This is a genomic window from Streptomyces sp. NPDC088745 (genome assembly GCF_044751045.1).
GTDB lineage: Bacteria > Actinomycetota > Actinomycetes > Streptomycetales > Streptomycetaceae > Streptomyces > Streptomyces cremeus.
The window spans coordinates 248,708-262,375 of sequence record NZ_JBIVLB010000004.1 but is presented as its reverse complement, the minus strand read 5'-3'; the positions used below and the strand labels follow the sequence as shown (position 1 = coordinate 262,375).

The window sequence follows — 13,668 nt, the reverse complement described above, 5'->3', positions numbered from 1 at the left end:
CGGCGGAACAGCCGCCGACTGGCGGCCCCGCGGGAAGAGGTACACGCGATTCGTCGCTGCGGTTCCTGCGGGAGAGGGAGCGCAGCAGCCCCCGGTCGTGCTCGGATGGCCGTACTTGTGTGCCGCATCGTGGGCTCCGCGATCCACGGCCCGGTTCCCGTGAAGAACGTCCCGAGGTCGGACGTCCCGGGGTCGGACGTCCCGCGCACCGCGATGCCCGTACGGAACAGCTCCGGGTGCCACACGAGGGATGCCGACGTCAGGCGCCACAGCCGACACCTGGGAACCCGGGCAGCCCCGGCCCACACCCCTCGCCACCGACGAAGCGGGGCTGCCGTGCGGAAACCGGCGGCCCGGTCGCCCTCCCGTGGAGGCGGTTCACGACCCGTGTTCGACCAGGTGTACGCACAGTCCAGCGCAACCGTGTGGCACACGCCAACACGGCGGAAGTCCGACGAGGTGAGGGGTGATCCGCCGGGGGGTCACCGCAGTGCGACGAGGAGGACGGCGCTGAAGGACAGAGTGAGGGCCGTGAGGAGCAGGGCCACGCAACGGCACAGCAGTTGCCGGCGCAGTGCCCGGTAGCGGGCGGTGTACTCCGCCCGCAGTTCCGCTTGGCGTGCGTTGACGGCCGCCAGCGCTTGCCTGGTCGTGGCGAGACGGTCCTGGGCGTAGTGCCGGGCCACCTCCTCCTGCTGGGCGGTGGTCAGCCAGGTCAGGCGCCCGGCGAAGTCCTTGCCCTGCGACTGGGCTCGTCGGATTTCCGCCTGGCACAGGAGGTACCCCTCCAGCCGGCTGATGCCCGCGGCTGTCTCGCGGTCGCTCCGGTTGCGTTCGGGCATCCTCACTCTTCTTTTCCGCCGATGTTGTCATCCGGTTCCAGGACGTCGCGCTGGCCGGTGAGACGGGCCTCGTCGAGGGCGGTGATCTCGGGGTGGTGCAGGTCGAAGGCGGGGGATTCGGAGCGGATCCTGGGCAGCGTGGTGAAGTTGTGGCGCGGTGGCGGGCAGGAGGTGGCCCATTCCAGGGAGCGGCCGTATCCCCAGGGGTCGTCGACTTCGATGCGCTTGCCGTACTTGGCCGTCTTCCACACGTTGTAGAGGAACGGCAGGGTGGACAGGCCGAGCAGGAAGGAGCCGATGGTGGAGAGCGTGTTGAGGGCGGTGAAACCGTCGGCCGCGAGGTAGTCGGCGTAGCGGCGCGGCATCCCTTCGGCGCCGAGCCAGTGCTGGACCAGGAAGGTCAGGTGGAAGCCGACGAAGAGCGTCCAGAAGTGAATTTTGCCGAGCCGTTCGTCGAGCATGGTGCCGGTCATCTTGGGCCACCAGAAGTGGAAGCCGGCGAACATCGCGAAGACGATCGTGCCGAACAGCACGTAGTGGAAGTGCGCCACCACGAAGTAGGAGTCGGTGACGTGGAAGTCCAGCGGCGGTGAGCCGAGGATGACGCCGGTCAGCCCGCCGAACAGGAAGGTCACCAGGAACCCGACCGCCCACAGCATGGGGGTCTCGAAGCTGATGGAACCCTTCCACATGGTGCCGATCCAGTTGAAGAACTTCACTCCGGTCGGCACCGCGATCAGGTACGTCATGAAGGAGAAGAACGGCAGCAGAACTCCTCCGGTGGCGAACATGTGGTGGGCCCACACCGTCACCGAAAGCCCGGTGATCGCGATGGTGGCGCCCACCAGTTCCACGTATCCGAAGATGGGTTTACGGGAGAACACCGGCAGGATCTCGGTGACCACGCCGAAGAACGGCAGCGCCAGGATGTAGACCTCCGGGTGCCCGAAGAACCAGAAGAGGTGCTGCCAGAGCAGGCTTCCGCCGTTCTCCGGAGCGAAGACGTGCGAGCCGAAACGGCGGTCGGACTCAAGGACGAGCAGAGCGGCGGCCAGCACCGGGAAAGCCAGCAGGACGAGCACCGAGGTGAGCAGCACGTTCCAGGTGAAGATCGGCATCCGGAACATCGTCATCCCGGGGGCGCGCATGCAGATGATGGTGGTGATGAAGTTGACGGCGCCCAGGATGGTGCCGAATCCCGACAGGGCCAGCCCCATGATCCACATGTCGGCGCCGATGCTGGGCGAGCGCTCCTCCCTGCTGAGCGGGGTGTAGGCGGTCCAGCCGAAGTCGGCGGTTCCGTTACTGGTGAGCATCCCGCCCACGACGATCAGGCCGCCGAACAGGAACAGCCAGTACGAGAACATGTTCAGCCGCGGAAAAGCCACATCGGGCGAACCGATCTGCAGCGGCATGATCGCGTTGGCGAACCCGGCGAACGTGGGGGTGGCGAACAGCAGCAGCATCACCGTGCCGTGCATGGTGAACGACTGGTTGTACTGCTCGTTGGAGAGGAATTGGATTCCCGGCCGGGCGAGTTCGGCCCGCATCAGGAGGGCCAGCACCCCGCCGAAGAGAAAGAACGTGAAGGAGGTGATCAGGTACAGGTGGCCGATCTTCTTGTGATCGGTCGTGGTGAGCCAGCTGATCACCACCGCGCCCGGACCGCGGCCCTTCACCGGAACGGGGGCGGCATTCTCGGTCTCAGTCTGCGAGGTCATGCGTATTCCCAGCACGAGTACGAACGAGGCCGCAGCAGAGTACCCCTGCCTTGCGAAGACAAACGCCGCTCTGAGGGAACGTCACCGGCTTGGCCCCATGCGCGTTTTCGCGAAGAATTGCGTCGGCGCGGCGCCCCGGGCCGCCGGTCGGCCCTTCCTGCGTCCCGCGGACCACTCCATTGCGCGATGTCCGGGTGATTGGCGTCGGATTTCGCGGGGGCGGGCGAAAGCGGGCGGACGAAATACGGGTTGCCAGCGCCTTGTGGACATGGGTTCCGGCTGCAGGGGTACTTCGTCCGTCCGTCGACTCCGAGGAGATGTGTCGTGACGTTCAATCCGCTCGAACAGCGGGGAATCCCGCTGGACCGGCAGCTGCGCAACTGGCGTGAGCTGGATGTGAAGCCGATCGACCCCGACCACTGTGACCCCTACACCCGCTGCCGCATCATCACGATGAACGGCATCGAGGTCGAGGCGATCATGTTCAGCCATCAGCTCGCCCGGCACACCAAGGACCCGGAGGTGAAACGCCTCCTGGCCCGCACCCGGTACATCGAGGCGCAGCAGCAGAAAGTGGTGAACTGGCTGTTACCGGGGGTGTCCTCGGTGCTGGAGACGACGATCGCCTACGAGCAGGTGGCGGTGGACCTGACGGCGTGGGTGGCACGGATGGAGCCGGACCCGTACCTGAAGCAGGCGTACCAGTTCGGCGTGCTGGAGGACTTCGACCACCTGTACCGGTACGCGAACCTGTACGAGATGATCGAGCACCGCAAGGCGGAGTCGATCGTCGACGGGCTGACCGAGGTGATGCCGGGCCGCCCCACCCGGTTCCACCACCGCAACCCGGTGGACAACGTGCGCGACCCGTACGCCAAGGACGACACGAGTCCGCTCTCCAAGCTGCACGCGCTGACGATCCTGTCGGCGGAGCAGCAGACGATGAACTTCTACATGAACACCGGCCCCACCTACATGGAGCCGATCGCCCGCCGGCTCTACCAGGAGATCGGGCTCATCGAGGAGGAGCACGTCACGCACTACGAGTCCCTGGTGGACCCGGGCGAGACGTGGTGGGAGCAGCTGGTCAACCACGAGTACAACGAGTGCTACCTCTACCACTCCTTCATGGAGCAGGAGAGCGACCCCAGGGTGAAGGCGGTCTGGGAACTGCACCTGAACATGGAGCTGGAGCACCTGCACATCGCCTGCGACCTGATGCGCCGGCACGACGGCCGCGACCCGGAGTCGGTGCTGGCCCCCGAGCTGCCGAACGTGCTCACCTTCGAGCCGAACAAGGCGTACCTGCGTGAGCTGCTGGACACGCAGATGGACCTCACCACGCTCGGCGCGGGGTACGTGCGCGAGGCGCACGAGAGGTTCGAGCAGATGCAGGAGCAGATCCACGGCGGCGAGGCGCCTCCCAGCGACCGGGTCATGGAGGAACACGACGCCATGTTCGGCCGGGAGTACCGGGTGCAGACCGAGGGCGAGCACCCCGACCCCGCGCAGCGCGGGAAGGGGGCCACCGAGGCATGAGCGACCTCCGGACCCCCCAAGCCGGTGACGACCGTGCTCCCGACACCGATGTCGTGTCCCTGCTGATGCGTCAGCACGGTGACATCCGCAACCTCTTCGACGAGGTCGAAGCCACCAAGGGCGACGAGCGCCGTGACGCGTTCCGTCGGCTGGTGCGCCTGCTGGCGGTGCACGAGACGGCCGAGGAGGAGGTCGTCCACCCCTTCGCCCGCCGCGGTCTCCCCGGCGGCAGGCAGGTCGTGGAGGACCGGCTCGCCGAGGAGAAGGCCGCCAAGGAGTCCCTCGCCGCGCTCGACGGCCTCGACACGGACGACCCCACGTTCATGCCCCGGTTGCTGAAGCTGCGCGCGGACGTCCAGGCGCACGCCCGGGCCGAGGAACGCTACGAGTTCGCGCACATCCGCCGCAGCACCGACATCACCGAACTCGCGAGTATGGCCAAAGCGGTCAAGGCCGCCGAAGCCATGGCCCCCACCCGTCCGCACCCCGGCGTGGAGTCGGCGGCGGCCAACATGGCACTGGGCCCCGTCGCGGCGCTGATGGACCGCACCAAGGACGCCGTCCGCAAAGCCATGGGCAAGGACGGATGACCTCGTCACGCGGCGGCCCGGCCCGCGCGGGCCGGGCCGCCGCGTGGCTGTGTGGCGCACCCCGGTTCCGGAGCCCGCTTTCCCGAGGCGGCGCCGCGCTTCTCCGGAATCCGCATCGTGCGGAATCCTCCTCCCGACGGGCGGTTCCCACGGGTGGTTCCGGAAAACAGACCGCGGCATGCGCATCACGGCATCGCGCCGGAATTTCCCGCCTCAGGGCTGGGGGCAGCCGTGTCGACGCGCGAATCTCTTCCTCGGCAGCGTCCTCAAAAAGTGGTCATGTCGACACTCGCGGATCAGGTGGTTATGGTTGCGTAAAGGGAACATAAATGGGCACGCGGTATTCCTGCTCCGCAAAAGCGGGGCGGTGACCTGTATTCGTCGAGGGGAAGTGCTGTCCCATGGCTGCTGCACACACTCCGGTGACCTCCGCCAAAAGCCCGGTGCAGACGGCCGCACTGCTGGTGGGTGTCCTCTTCCTGCTGGTAGGCGTCCTCGGATTCATTCCCGGTGTCACGAGCGACTACGACACGATGAAGTTCGCCGAGCACCACTCCGAAGCGAAACTGCTCGGTGTCTTCCAGGTGTCGATCCTGCACAACATCGTGCACCTGCTGTTCGGGATCGCTGGAGTCGCCATGTCCCGCGCCGCCTCCACCGCCCGCACCTATCTCCTGGCCGGTGGAGCCGTCTACCTCGTGCTCTGGCTCTACGGGCTGTTCATCGACCACGACAGCGCCGCGAACTTCGTACCGGTCAACACCGCCGACAACTGGCTCCACTTCGTGCTGGGCATCGGCATGATCGCCCTGGGCGCTCTGCTGACCCGCACCACCCGCACCACCCACACCCGCCGCACAGGCTGAACAGGGCCTGCCGTCGCACGGCCCGGTCCGCCGACCGGCGGCCGGCAGGAAGGGCACACCGCCGACACAAGGCTCCAGGCAGGCGAGGACCGCCGCCTGGAGCCTTGCGCGTGTGGGGCTCGACGCCTTCGTCGGCGCGCGTGCCGGACCTGACAGATCGACGGACCTGATGCGTGGACGGAATCGCTGGACGACCGCGTGCCCAGTGCCGCTGTGCCGCCCGCCTGATCTGTTCCCTGCGTCTTCCGGTAGCGCCGGTCCCCGCACCCGGCGCACCGCGCGGGCCTCAGGGGTGCCGCTGCCCGTGCCCCCGCGCGGTCACGCCCGCGGCCACCAGGCCCGCCGCGAGCGCCACCGCTCCGGCCCTGCGCACGGCGGTGCGCCTGCGGCCGTGCCAGCCGCCGTCCGTCGTGGCCCGCCCGTCCGAGGGGCGGGCCACGTTGCCGTCGGTGGGGGCGGCCGAGCGGGTGCGGGAAAGGTGCGCGCGGTCCATCTGGTGGGCCAGCGCCCGCTCCACGAGGGCCGGGGTGAGCTTCGACTGGATGCCGAGCACACGTCCGGCCGGCCCGACGTACGCCTCCCTGCGCGGTCGCACCGCCAGCCGCACCACCGTCCTGGCTGCGCGCTGCGCGGTGTAGACGGGTGCCATCGGGGTGACCGCCCGGCCGGTGTAGTTCGCCGCGTGCTGGAAGAACGGGGTGTCCATGGTCGCCGGCAGCACGGTGCAGACGTGGATGCCGTCCTGTCCCGCCAGGCGCAGTTCCTGGCGCAGACTGCCGCCCAGCGCACGCACCGCCGCCTTGGACACGACGTAGGCGGCGTTGTACGGGACCACGGCGGCGCCGACGACCGAGGAGACGTTGACGACGGTGCCGCTGCGCTGTCCGCGCATCACGCGCAGAGCGGCGCGGGCGCCGTTCACACATCCCAGCACGTTGACGTCCACCACCTGGCGGAAGATCTCCGGGGGCACCTCCTCCAGGGCGCCGAAGGCGGCCACCGCCGCACTGTTCAGCCAGACGTCGATCCGGCCGAACTCGGCCACGGCTCCGTCCGCGAGCTTCTCCACCGCGTCCACGTCCGTCATGTCGGTGGGGGCCACGAGGACGCCGACGCCGTACTCCCTGCGGCACTCCTCGGCGAGTTCCTCCAGCACGTGAGCGCGGCGGGCGGCGAGCACCAGGGCGCATCCGCGGGCGGCGAACGCCTGCGCGCAGGCGCGGCCGACGCCGCTCGACGCACCGGTGATCACGACGACTTTGTCCAGATCGGCAGCCATGGGAACGAGTTCCTTCCATCGACGGGGCGGTGACTCGTCGGTCCGCCCTCCCGGCAGGCCGACGGGTGTGAGTACCCCCGTCGGCTCCGCGGCACACCTGCACCGGCCGGCGCGGGACGAAAACGGAAAGGGGGTGTGAAAAGGCCGCAGGCGGTCACTCGGCACCTGCGCGACGATCGGAAGCAGGCACCCGCCCGTCGTCGGGCGTGCGCCTGGTCGTCGGAGTCGTCGGACGGGCACACGCCCCCTGTCACCCGGATGTCAGGGGACCGGCCCCGTCTTTCAGGAGGAACCATGGCTGTACGGCACCAGCTCGTCCGCCGCCCGCTCCACGCGCCGTGGAAGGTGCCGGCGGACGAGTCCCGGCACTGCGAGCGGGTGGCGGGCACGCACTCCGCCTCCGCCGACGAGAGGGCCCGGCCCGGGGCGGGCGCCACGCCGCACTCCACCGTCGAGCCGGGGCCCGAGGAGTCCGGGGGCCATGTCGGCGTACGACGTCACGATCCGCCCCGCGTCCTCGCCGGAGGCGTGGAGCGGCCGCTGGGCGGTGCCCGCGCCGCTCTCGGCGTCCGGCCCCGGGGCAAGCACACGAACGGAGTACTCGCCGATGCCTGACGCCGTGGTGATCGGCAGCGGGCCCAACGGGCTCGTCGCCGCCAATCTGCTGGCCGACGCCGGGTGGCAGGTGACCGTGCTGGAGGCGCAGGACGAGCCGGGCGGGGCGGTGCGCAGTGACCGCGCCGTGCATCCGGAGTACGTCAGCGACACCTTCAGCGCCTTCTACCCGCTGGCGGCGGCCTCCCCGGTCATCGCCGGGCTCGGCCTGGAGAAGTACGGGCTGCGGTGGAGCAACGCCCCGCACGTCCTCGCGCACCCCCTGCCGGACGGCCGCTGCGCGGTGCTCGACCGCGACCGGGAGGTGACCGCCGCCAACCTGGAGGGGTTCGCCCCCGGTGACGGGCAGACGTGGCGGGAGCTGTGCGCGGGCTGGGACCGGCTGGGCGGGCCGGTGCTGGACGCCCTGTTCACGCCCTTCCCGCCGGTACGGTCCGCTGTCGCGCTCGCCGCTCGCGTGCGGGGCGCCGGAGGTCTGCGGCTCGTACGGGAGCTCCTGCTTCCGGTGCGCCGGCTGGGCGAGGAGAAGTTCGCCGGGGAGGGCGGCAGGCTGCTGCTGGCGGGGAACGCGCTGCACGCGGACCTGGCCCCGGAGGCGGCGGGCAGCGGCGGGTTCGGCTGGCTGATGTCGATGCTGGGCCAGAGCCAGGGCTTTCCGGTGCCGGTCGGGGGCGCGGGAGTACTCACCGAGGCCCTCGTGGCGCGGCTGCGCGACCGCGGGGGCAGCGTGCACTGCGGGCGGCGGGTCACCGAGGTGGTGGTGCGCGGAGGCCGGGCCCTGGGAGTGCGCACCGCCGACGGGGAATCCGTGCGCGCCAAGGACGCCGTCCTGGCCGACGTCACCGCGCCGCAGTTGTACGGCGAGCTGCTCGCCCCCGAGCACCTGCCGTCCCGGGTCCACGAGGACCTGCGGCGCTTCGCGTGGGACTTCGCGACGTTCAAGGTGGACTGGGCGCTGAACGGAACCGTTCCGTGGACCGCGCCCGAGGCCGCCGGGGCGGGGACCGTGCACCTCGCCGACGGAGTCGACGCGCTCACCCGGTTCGCCGCGCAACTGGCCACCGGACAGGCCCCCGACCGGCCCTTCCTCCTCTTCGGGCAGATGACCACCGCCGACCCCACCCGCTCCCCCGCCGGGACGGAGTCCGCGTGGGCGTACACCCACGTCCCGCACGAGATCCGCGGCGACGCGGGCGACGGGGGCCTGACCGGCCGCTGGGACAAGGGCGAGCAGGAGATGATGGCCGACCGGATGGAGGAACAGGTCGAGCGGTACGCCCCCGGCTTCCGCAGCCGCATCCGCGCCCGCCGCATCCTCGCGCCGCCCACCCTCCAGGCGGCCGACGCCAACCTGCACGGCGGGGCCATCAACGGCGGTACCGCGGCCCTGCACCAGCAGCTCGTCTTTCGTCCCGTCCCCGGCACCGGCCGCCCCGAGACCCCGGTCCGCGGCCTCTACCTCGCCTCCGCGTCCGCCCACCCCGGCGGCGGCGTCCACGGCGCTCCGGGAGCCAACGCGGCCCGCGCCGCCGTGCGCGCCCGGGGCGTGCTGAACACCGCGGCCGTCACGGCGCAACGCGTGTTGGCCCGGCGGCGATGACGCGGCGCCTCCCCCGCCTCCCCTGCCTCCTGCACGGCGACGAGTCGGCAGGGGGCCGGGCGGCGGAGCGCCGGGCCGGTGAGGACGAGACCGGTGAGGACGAGATCCGGGACGGCTAGCTCCCGCCCGGCACGCCTCCGGCGGAATCGCGCAGGGCCAGGTGCATACGGTCCAGGCGTCCGCGGGTCCGCCGGAGTTCCCGGAGTTCGATCGCGAAGAGGGCGAGGGCGAGAGCCGCCACGGCCAGCGTGACCAGCGGGCCGTAGTACAGGTACGCCAGCACGCAGAACCCGACACAGACAAGGGCGTAGGCGGGCAGGACGCGGTAGCGGCGGTGCAGCCGGGCACTCCTGCGGACCGTCAGAGCGCGCATCGCCTCGCGGTCCTGCGCGGCGTCGGGGACCCGGCCCCGTTGCAACTGGCCCACCAGTACGTCCAGTTGGGCGGGCGACACTCCGGCGGACCGGCTGTCCGCACGGGACGCGCGCTGCGTGCCCGCCACCGCGAAGCTCCCGGAGAGCGCCCCCATGATCCCGACCCGGAGCCAGTCGGGCCGCAGATCGACCGCGGTGAGCACGAACAGGGTGACCGCCCAGATGAGGGCCAACGGCACCCAGGGGTGCTTCTTCAGCCAGTCGAGACCGCGGTGCGCGGAGGAGGTGGAGGTGTCCGGCATCCTAGGACCTGCCCGCATTCCGGAGCCCGACGGCGCCCGTGGCGGACGCCCCCGGCACGGCGACGTATCCCCGCGGACGGCCGTCCCGTCGCTTCGTGGCTCTGCGCATCCCGGTTCCCCCTGGGTTCCTCACACGGTGGAGACTCTGCGGGTACCCGCTGACCGGCGCCCCATGAGGAGCGGGCAGGCGGGGCACGTCCGCGTGGCCCAGGGTCCCCCAGCGGCAACGACCGTGGCGGCAGGGCTTCTTCGCTGGTCAAGCGGCTGTCGTGACCGTCCGTCGGCGCACACTCGTCGGCGGCAATACGCCCGAAACCACCCGGAGACGGTCATCGAGCTTGCGTTCGAGGGTGGTTCGCATGGTGGGATGCTGCGATGCGACCCCCCACACGCATGACCGCTCACCCCGACCGTCCCCATGACCGCACCACCACCGGCCTCCCCCGCAACCCCTACGAGGAGCTGGCCCGCCTCGCTCCTCCCGAGCCGGACTACGCGGCCCACGAACCCGACGAGCGCCTGCTCGGCCTCGGTCTGCCGTCGGACGACGACGAGGACGACGACCCGTGGAAGCCGCCCAACCACCGGGGCCGCAGCCGCTTCGGCGCGATACCCGTGGTGTTCAAGGTGGCCGTCGCGCTGGTGGTGGTATGCGCGTTCCTGCTGCTCGGCGACCGGTTCGCGGTGATGTACGCCCAGGACAAGGCCGAGGAGAAGCTGAAGGAAGCGATGCACCTGGCGACGGCGCCGGAGGTGAACATCCACGGCTTCCCCTTCCTCACCCAGGTCTTCGACAAGCGCCTGGAGAAAGTGGACGTCGCGGTCCCCGACGTGGCCGCCGACCGGGTGTCGATCGCCCAGGTGCGCGCCACCGCGCACGACATCGACATCGTGGGCTCGCTGCCCTCCGCCGTCCAGGGTGCGGTCATCGGCAGTGTGGACGGCGACGTCCTGCTGTCCTTCGACGACCTCAACCGTGAACTCGGCTCGTCCCAGGCCAGGTTCAGGAAGGACGGCGAGAACCGCATCAAGGTCAGCGGCGAGCTCCCGGTCGCCGGGACCAAGGTCCTGCTCGGCGCGGAGGCGCACATCCAGCGCGACGGCGACCGGGCGGTGTCGACCACCATCAGCGACATGCGGGTCGACATTCCGGGCCTGCTCACCTACCGCCCGGGCAAGGACCGCGCCACCTCGGGGCTGCGGCTGCACCCGCAGGCCGCGGCACGGCTCGCCAAGGAGGGCGCGAAGATCAAGTCGCTGCTCGCGGTGCCCGCCGTGGTGCACCGGCTGGGCGTGCCGCAGGAGTGGGTCAGCAAGGCACTGCGCAGCGAGGAGGAGCTGCACCGGCTGACCGGTTCGCCCACCTTCGTGCGGCAGTTGATGAAGCTGAACCTGGTGGACCTGGTGGTCGACCACCCGTGGCTGCTGAAGAAGGTGGGGATCGACCCGAAGACGATCTCCTCGCTGCTGGCGATGCGCCCGCCGGAGCTGTCGGAGAAGCTGTCGCTGTCGTTCCGGCTGCCGAAGACGCCGGGCGAGCTGCGGCTGCGGGACATCAAGGTCGAGCGGGAGGGCATCCGGGCGGACCTGAACGGGACGGGGCTGACGTTCGGGGACGTGGCGGTCAAGTAGCCGACCCCGTACGGGGCCGGGCGCGCACGGCGCCCGGCCCCGCGCGCGTTCCTGGCGCACCCGGAGCCTGCCCCGGCAGGGGCCCTCGCAGCCCACAGCCCACTCCGGGTGCGGCAGGCACCGGCACCCCGCGCCGACCGCCGACCGCCGACGCCCACAGCACCGCAGCACCGCAGCACCGCAGTGCAATTTCACATAGCACTTCTTGACCTCCGCACCCCGCGCCGGAGACGATCTCCCCATGCCCCTGGACCCCCTGAGCGACCCCTTCCTCGCCCTCTCCGCCCGCACCGGACGCTTCTCCTACGGCGCCCCGCGCGCCGCCTCCTTCGCCGAAGGAGGCGGGCGGCTCTTCTTCCTGCGTTCCGCCGGACCCACCGACCCGTACGACGACCTCTGGGTCCTGGACACCGCCACCGGCGAGGAACGGCAGCTCACCGACTGCCGCGCACTCGCTCCCAAGGGAGGCGAACCCCCGCTCGTGGAGCGGCAGTTGCGGGAACGCATCCGTCTCGTCGCGGCCGGGATCGGCTCGTACGCCCTCTCCGGTGACGGCCGCTTCGCCGTCTTCGCCCTGTACGGCCGCCTGTTCCGCGTCGCCACGTCGCCGGACGGCACGCCGCAGCCGCAGGAAATCCCCGCCCCCGGACCGGTCTTCGACCCGCGCCCCGATGCCGACGGCTCGCGGATCGCGTACGTCAGCGAGGACCGGCTGTACGTCGTGGACTGCGACCGGGACGTCACCGCGCAGGTCTCCCCCGAGGACGGCGCCCGCTGGGGCGTCGCGGAGTTCGCGGCGGCCGAGGAACTGGGCCGCTCGCGCGGGCACTGGTGGGCGCCGGACGGCCGGACCCTGCTGGCCGCCCGGGTGGACGAGTCGGCGCTGCCCCGGCACGACTACGGCGGCGGGTTCGCCTATCCGCAGGCCGGCGGCCCGAACGCGGACGTGCGGCTGTGGGTGCTGGGCGAGGGCGGCCACGTACGCCTGGAGTGGGACACGGCGGCGCATCCGTACGTCACGGACGCCGCCTGGGAGTCGGACACCGAGATCCGGTTCGCGGTGCAGGACCGGCTCCAGCGCGAGCTGCTGTGGCTGGCGGCGGACCCGGCGTCGGGGGCCACCCGGGTGCTGTCCCGGACGGCGCACGCCCTGTGGGTCGAGCAAGTCCCCGGCACACCGGCCCAGTTGGCGGACGGCCGGATTCTGTCACCGGGTGAGACCGTGGACGGCGGTACGCAGACGCTGCTGGTGGACGGGCGGCCTTTCACGGCGCCCGAACTCAACGTGCGGTCCTTCGTAGGAGAGTTCGAGGGGTCGCTCGTGGTCGAGGCGGCCTTCGACGAGCCGGCCGACCAGCACGTGGTGCTGGTGGACCCGGCGAGTGGCACGGCGCGTCCGCTGACCGAGGGGCCGGGGGTGCATGCCGCCGTGGCCTCGGCCGGGGCGCTGCTGATCGTGTCCGCCGTGCCGGGTGCGCAGGTGCGGCGCACCGTGCGCGTCCCGGGCGGGCGGGAGCGGGAGCTGCGCAGCCTCGCCGAGCCGCTGCCGTACGCGGTCGCGCCGCGCTTCGCCCGCGTCACCGAGCACCGTCTTCCGGCCCAGGTGGTGCTGCCGCGCGGACACGCCGCCGGGGAGCTGTTGCCCGTGCTCCTGGACGTGTACGGCGGTCCGGGCGCGCAGGCGGTGACCAGCGACCCGCGGGCGCAACAGCACCGGCAGTGGTGGGCCGACCAGGGATTCGCCGTGGTGACGGTCGACAACCGGGGCACCGCGAACGTCTCGCCCGCGTTCGCCCACGCCATGTACCGGGACTTCTCCCGCACCACTCTGGACGACCAGGTCGCGGCCCTGCGCGAACTGGGTTCGCTGCACCCGGAGCTGGACCTGTCCCGCGTCGCGGTGCGCGGGTGGTCGTACGGCGGCTACCTGGCGGCGCTCGCGGTGCTGCGGCGGCCTGACGTGTTCCACGCGGCGGTGGCGGGGGCGCCGCCCACCGACTTCCGGGAGTACGACACGGCGTACACGGAACGCTATCTGGGTCTGCCCGAGGAGAACCCGGAGGTCTACGACGCGGACTCGTTGCGCGGTGACGCCGCCGGGTTGAGCCGCCCCCTGCTTTTGGTGCACGGACTCGCCGACGACAACGTGCACCCGACGCACACTTTCCGGCTCTCGGAGGCGCTGACCGAGGCAGGCCGGCAGCACGAGCTGCTGACGCTCCCCGGTGTCTCGCACATGACGCCGGGCGGAGTGCGGGAGCAGTTGATGGCGCACGACCTCGGTTTCCTGAAGCGGGTGCTGTAGGGC

Annotated in this window: 12 protein-coding genes and 1 pseudogene; 8 read left to right on the top strand and 5 right to left on the bottom strand. The window is 71.1% G+C overall.

Features of this window, described 5'->3' with window-relative positions; translation table 11 throughout:
- Nucleotides 1-28: 28 nt before the first annotated feature.
- The 3 genes and pseudogenes from ACIP93_RS14025 to ctaD form a co-directional block, all read right to left on the bottom strand.
- A pseudogene (locus tag ACIP93_RS14025) lies at nucleotides 29-263 on the bottom strand (S9 family peptidase); the annotation flags it as partial.
- A 219-nt stretch (nucleotides 264-482) separates the two neighbouring features.
- Nucleotides 483-842: a hypothetical protein gene (locus ACIP93_RS14020; protein WP_401758339.1), complete on the bottom strand. Its 360-nt coding sequence runs from the start codon at nucleotides 840-842 to the stop codon at nucleotides 483-485.
- A 2-nt stretch (nucleotides 843-844) separates the two neighbouring features.
- Nucleotides 845-2,563 carry a cytochrome c oxidase subunit I gene (gene ctaD, locus ACIP93_RS14015; protein WP_401758336.1) on the bottom strand — a complete coding sequence of 573 codons (1,719 nt, stop codon included), beginning with the start codon at nucleotides 2,561-2,563 and terminating at the stop codon, nucleotides 845-847.
- A 324-nt stretch (nucleotides 2,564-2,887) separates the two neighbouring features.
- Here ctaD and ACIP93_RS14010 point away from each other — a divergent pair, with 324 nt between their 5' ends.
- The 3 genes from ACIP93_RS14010 to ACIP93_RS14000 all read left to right on the top strand — a co-directional run bounded on the left by ACIP93_RS14010 (nucleotide 2,888) and on the right by ACIP93_RS14000 (nucleotide 5,558).
- Complete coding sequence (locus ACIP93_RS14010; protein ID WP_401758333.1) at nucleotides 2,888-4,102, top strand: hypothetical protein; 1,215 nt, start codon at nucleotides 2,888-2,890, stop codon at nucleotides 4,100-4,102.
- A complete protein-coding gene (locus tag ACIP93_RS14005; protein ID WP_401758330.1) occupies nucleotides 4,099-4,692 on the top strand; it encodes a hemerythrin domain-containing protein in 594 nt (197 codons plus the stop codon). The genes ACIP93_RS14010 and ACIP93_RS14005 overlap by 4 nt, the downstream gene beginning before the upstream one ends.
- Before the next feature lie 401 nt (nucleotides 4,693-5,093).
- Nucleotides 5,094-5,558, top strand: a complete 465-nt coding sequence (locus ACIP93_RS14000; protein ID WP_401758327.1) for a DUF4383 domain-containing protein — start codon at nucleotides 5,094-5,096, stop codon at nucleotides 5,556-5,558.
- Nucleotides 5,559-5,844: 286 nt separating this feature from the next.
- Here the strand turns inward: ACIP93_RS14000 and ACIP93_RS13995 are convergent, their stop codons facing one another.
- Complete coding sequence (locus ACIP93_RS13995; RefSeq protein WP_401758324.1) at nucleotides 5,845-6,837, bottom strand: SDR family NAD(P)-dependent oxidoreductase; 993 nt, start codon at nucleotides 6,835-6,837, stop codon at nucleotides 5,845-5,847.
- 294 nt (nucleotides 6,838-7,131) lie between these two features.
- Between ACIP93_RS13995 and ACIP93_RS13990 the strand changes: the two genes are divergently transcribed.
- The 3 genes from ACIP93_RS13990 to ACIP93_RS13980 are packed head-to-tail and all read left to right on the top strand — an operon-like array spanning nucleotide 7,132 to nucleotide 9,171.
- Nucleotides 7,132-7,452, top strand: a complete 321-nt coding sequence (locus ACIP93_RS13990) for a hypothetical protein (RefSeq protein WP_401758321.1) — start codon at nucleotides 7,132-7,134, stop codon at nucleotides 7,450-7,452.
- Entirely contained in the window at nucleotides 7,445-9,052 is a 1,608-nt protein-coding gene (locus ACIP93_RS13985) for an NAD(P)/FAD-dependent oxidoreductase (RefSeq protein WP_345217581.1), read from the top strand. Before ACIP93_RS13990 ends, ACIP93_RS13985 begins: the two co-directional genes overlap by 8 nt.
- Complete coding sequence (locus ACIP93_RS13980; RefSeq protein ID WP_401758318.1) at nucleotides 9,049-9,171, top strand: hypothetical protein; 123 nt, start codon at nucleotides 9,049-9,051, stop codon at nucleotides 9,169-9,171. The genes ACIP93_RS13985 and ACIP93_RS13980 overlap by 4 nt, the downstream gene beginning before the upstream one ends.
- On the opposite strand, the gene ACIP93_RS13975 is transcribed toward ACIP93_RS13980, so the two are convergent.
- Nucleotides 9,168-9,728, bottom strand: a complete 561-nt coding sequence (locus tag ACIP93_RS13975; RefSeq protein ID WP_401758315.1) for a hypothetical protein — start codon at nucleotides 9,726-9,728, stop codon at nucleotides 9,168-9,170. The two genes, ACIP93_RS13980 and ACIP93_RS13975, sit on opposite strands and share 4 nt — an antisense overlap.
- A gap of 393 nt (nucleotides 9,729-10,121) precedes the next feature.
- Between ACIP93_RS13975 and ACIP93_RS13970 the strand changes: the two genes are divergently transcribed.
- On the top strand, nucleotides 10,122-11,360 hold the full coding sequence (locus tag ACIP93_RS13970) for a DUF2993 domain-containing protein (RefSeq protein ID WP_401758312.1): 1,239 nt from the start codon (nucleotides 10,122-10,124) through the stop codon (nucleotides 11,358-11,360).
- 241 nt (nucleotides 11,361-11,601) lie between these two features.
- Complete coding sequence (locus ACIP93_RS13965; protein WP_401758309.1) at nucleotides 11,602-13,665, top strand: prolyl oligopeptidase family serine peptidase; 2,064 nt, start codon at nucleotides 11,602-11,604, stop codon at nucleotides 13,663-13,665.
- Nucleotides 13,666-13,668: the final 3 nt, after the last annotated feature.

Coding starts and splice junctions, on each gene's coding strand:
- ACIP93_RS14000 (WP_401758327.1), top strand. CDS start 5,094: ATGGCTGCTGCACACACTCCGGTGACCTCCGCCAAAAGCCCGGTGCAG.
- ACIP93_RS13985 (WP_345217581.1), top strand. CDS start 7,445: ATGCCTGACGCCGTGGTGATCGGCAGCGGGCCCAACGGGCTCGTCGCC.
- ACIP93_RS13995 (WP_401758324.1), bottom strand. CDS start 6,837: ATGGCTGCCGATCTGGACAAAGTCGTCGTGATCACCGGTGCGTCGAGC.
- ACIP93_RS13990 (WP_401758321.1), top strand. CDS start 7,132: ATGGCTGTACGGCACCAGCTCGTCCGCCGCCCGCTCCACGCGCCGTGG.
- ACIP93_RS14020 (WP_401758339.1), bottom strand. CDS start 842: ATGCCCGAACGCAACCGGAGCGACCGCGAGACAGCCGCGGGCATCAGC.
- ACIP93_RS14005 (WP_401758330.1), top strand. CDS start 4,099: ATGAGCGACCTCCGGACCCCCCAAGCCGGTGACGACCGTGCTCCCGAC.
- ACIP93_RS13970 (WP_401758312.1), top strand. CDS start 10,122: ATGACCGCTCACCCCGACCGTCCCCATGACCGCACCACCACCGGCCTC.
- ACIP93_RS13975 (WP_401758315.1), bottom strand. CDS start 9,728: ATGCCGGACACCTCCACCTCCTCCGCGCACCGCGGTCTCGACTGGCTG.
- ctaD (WP_401758336.1), bottom strand. CDS start 2,563: ATGACCTCGCAGACTGAGACCGAGAATGCCGCCCCCGTTCCGGTGAAG.
- ACIP93_RS13980 (WP_401758318.1), top strand. CDS start 9,049: ATGACGCGGCGCCTCCCCCGCCTCCCCTGCCTCCTGCACGGCGACGAG.
- ACIP93_RS13965 (WP_401758309.1), top strand. CDS start 11,602: ATGCCCCTGGACCCCCTGAGCGACCCCTTCCTCGCCCTCTCCGCCCGC.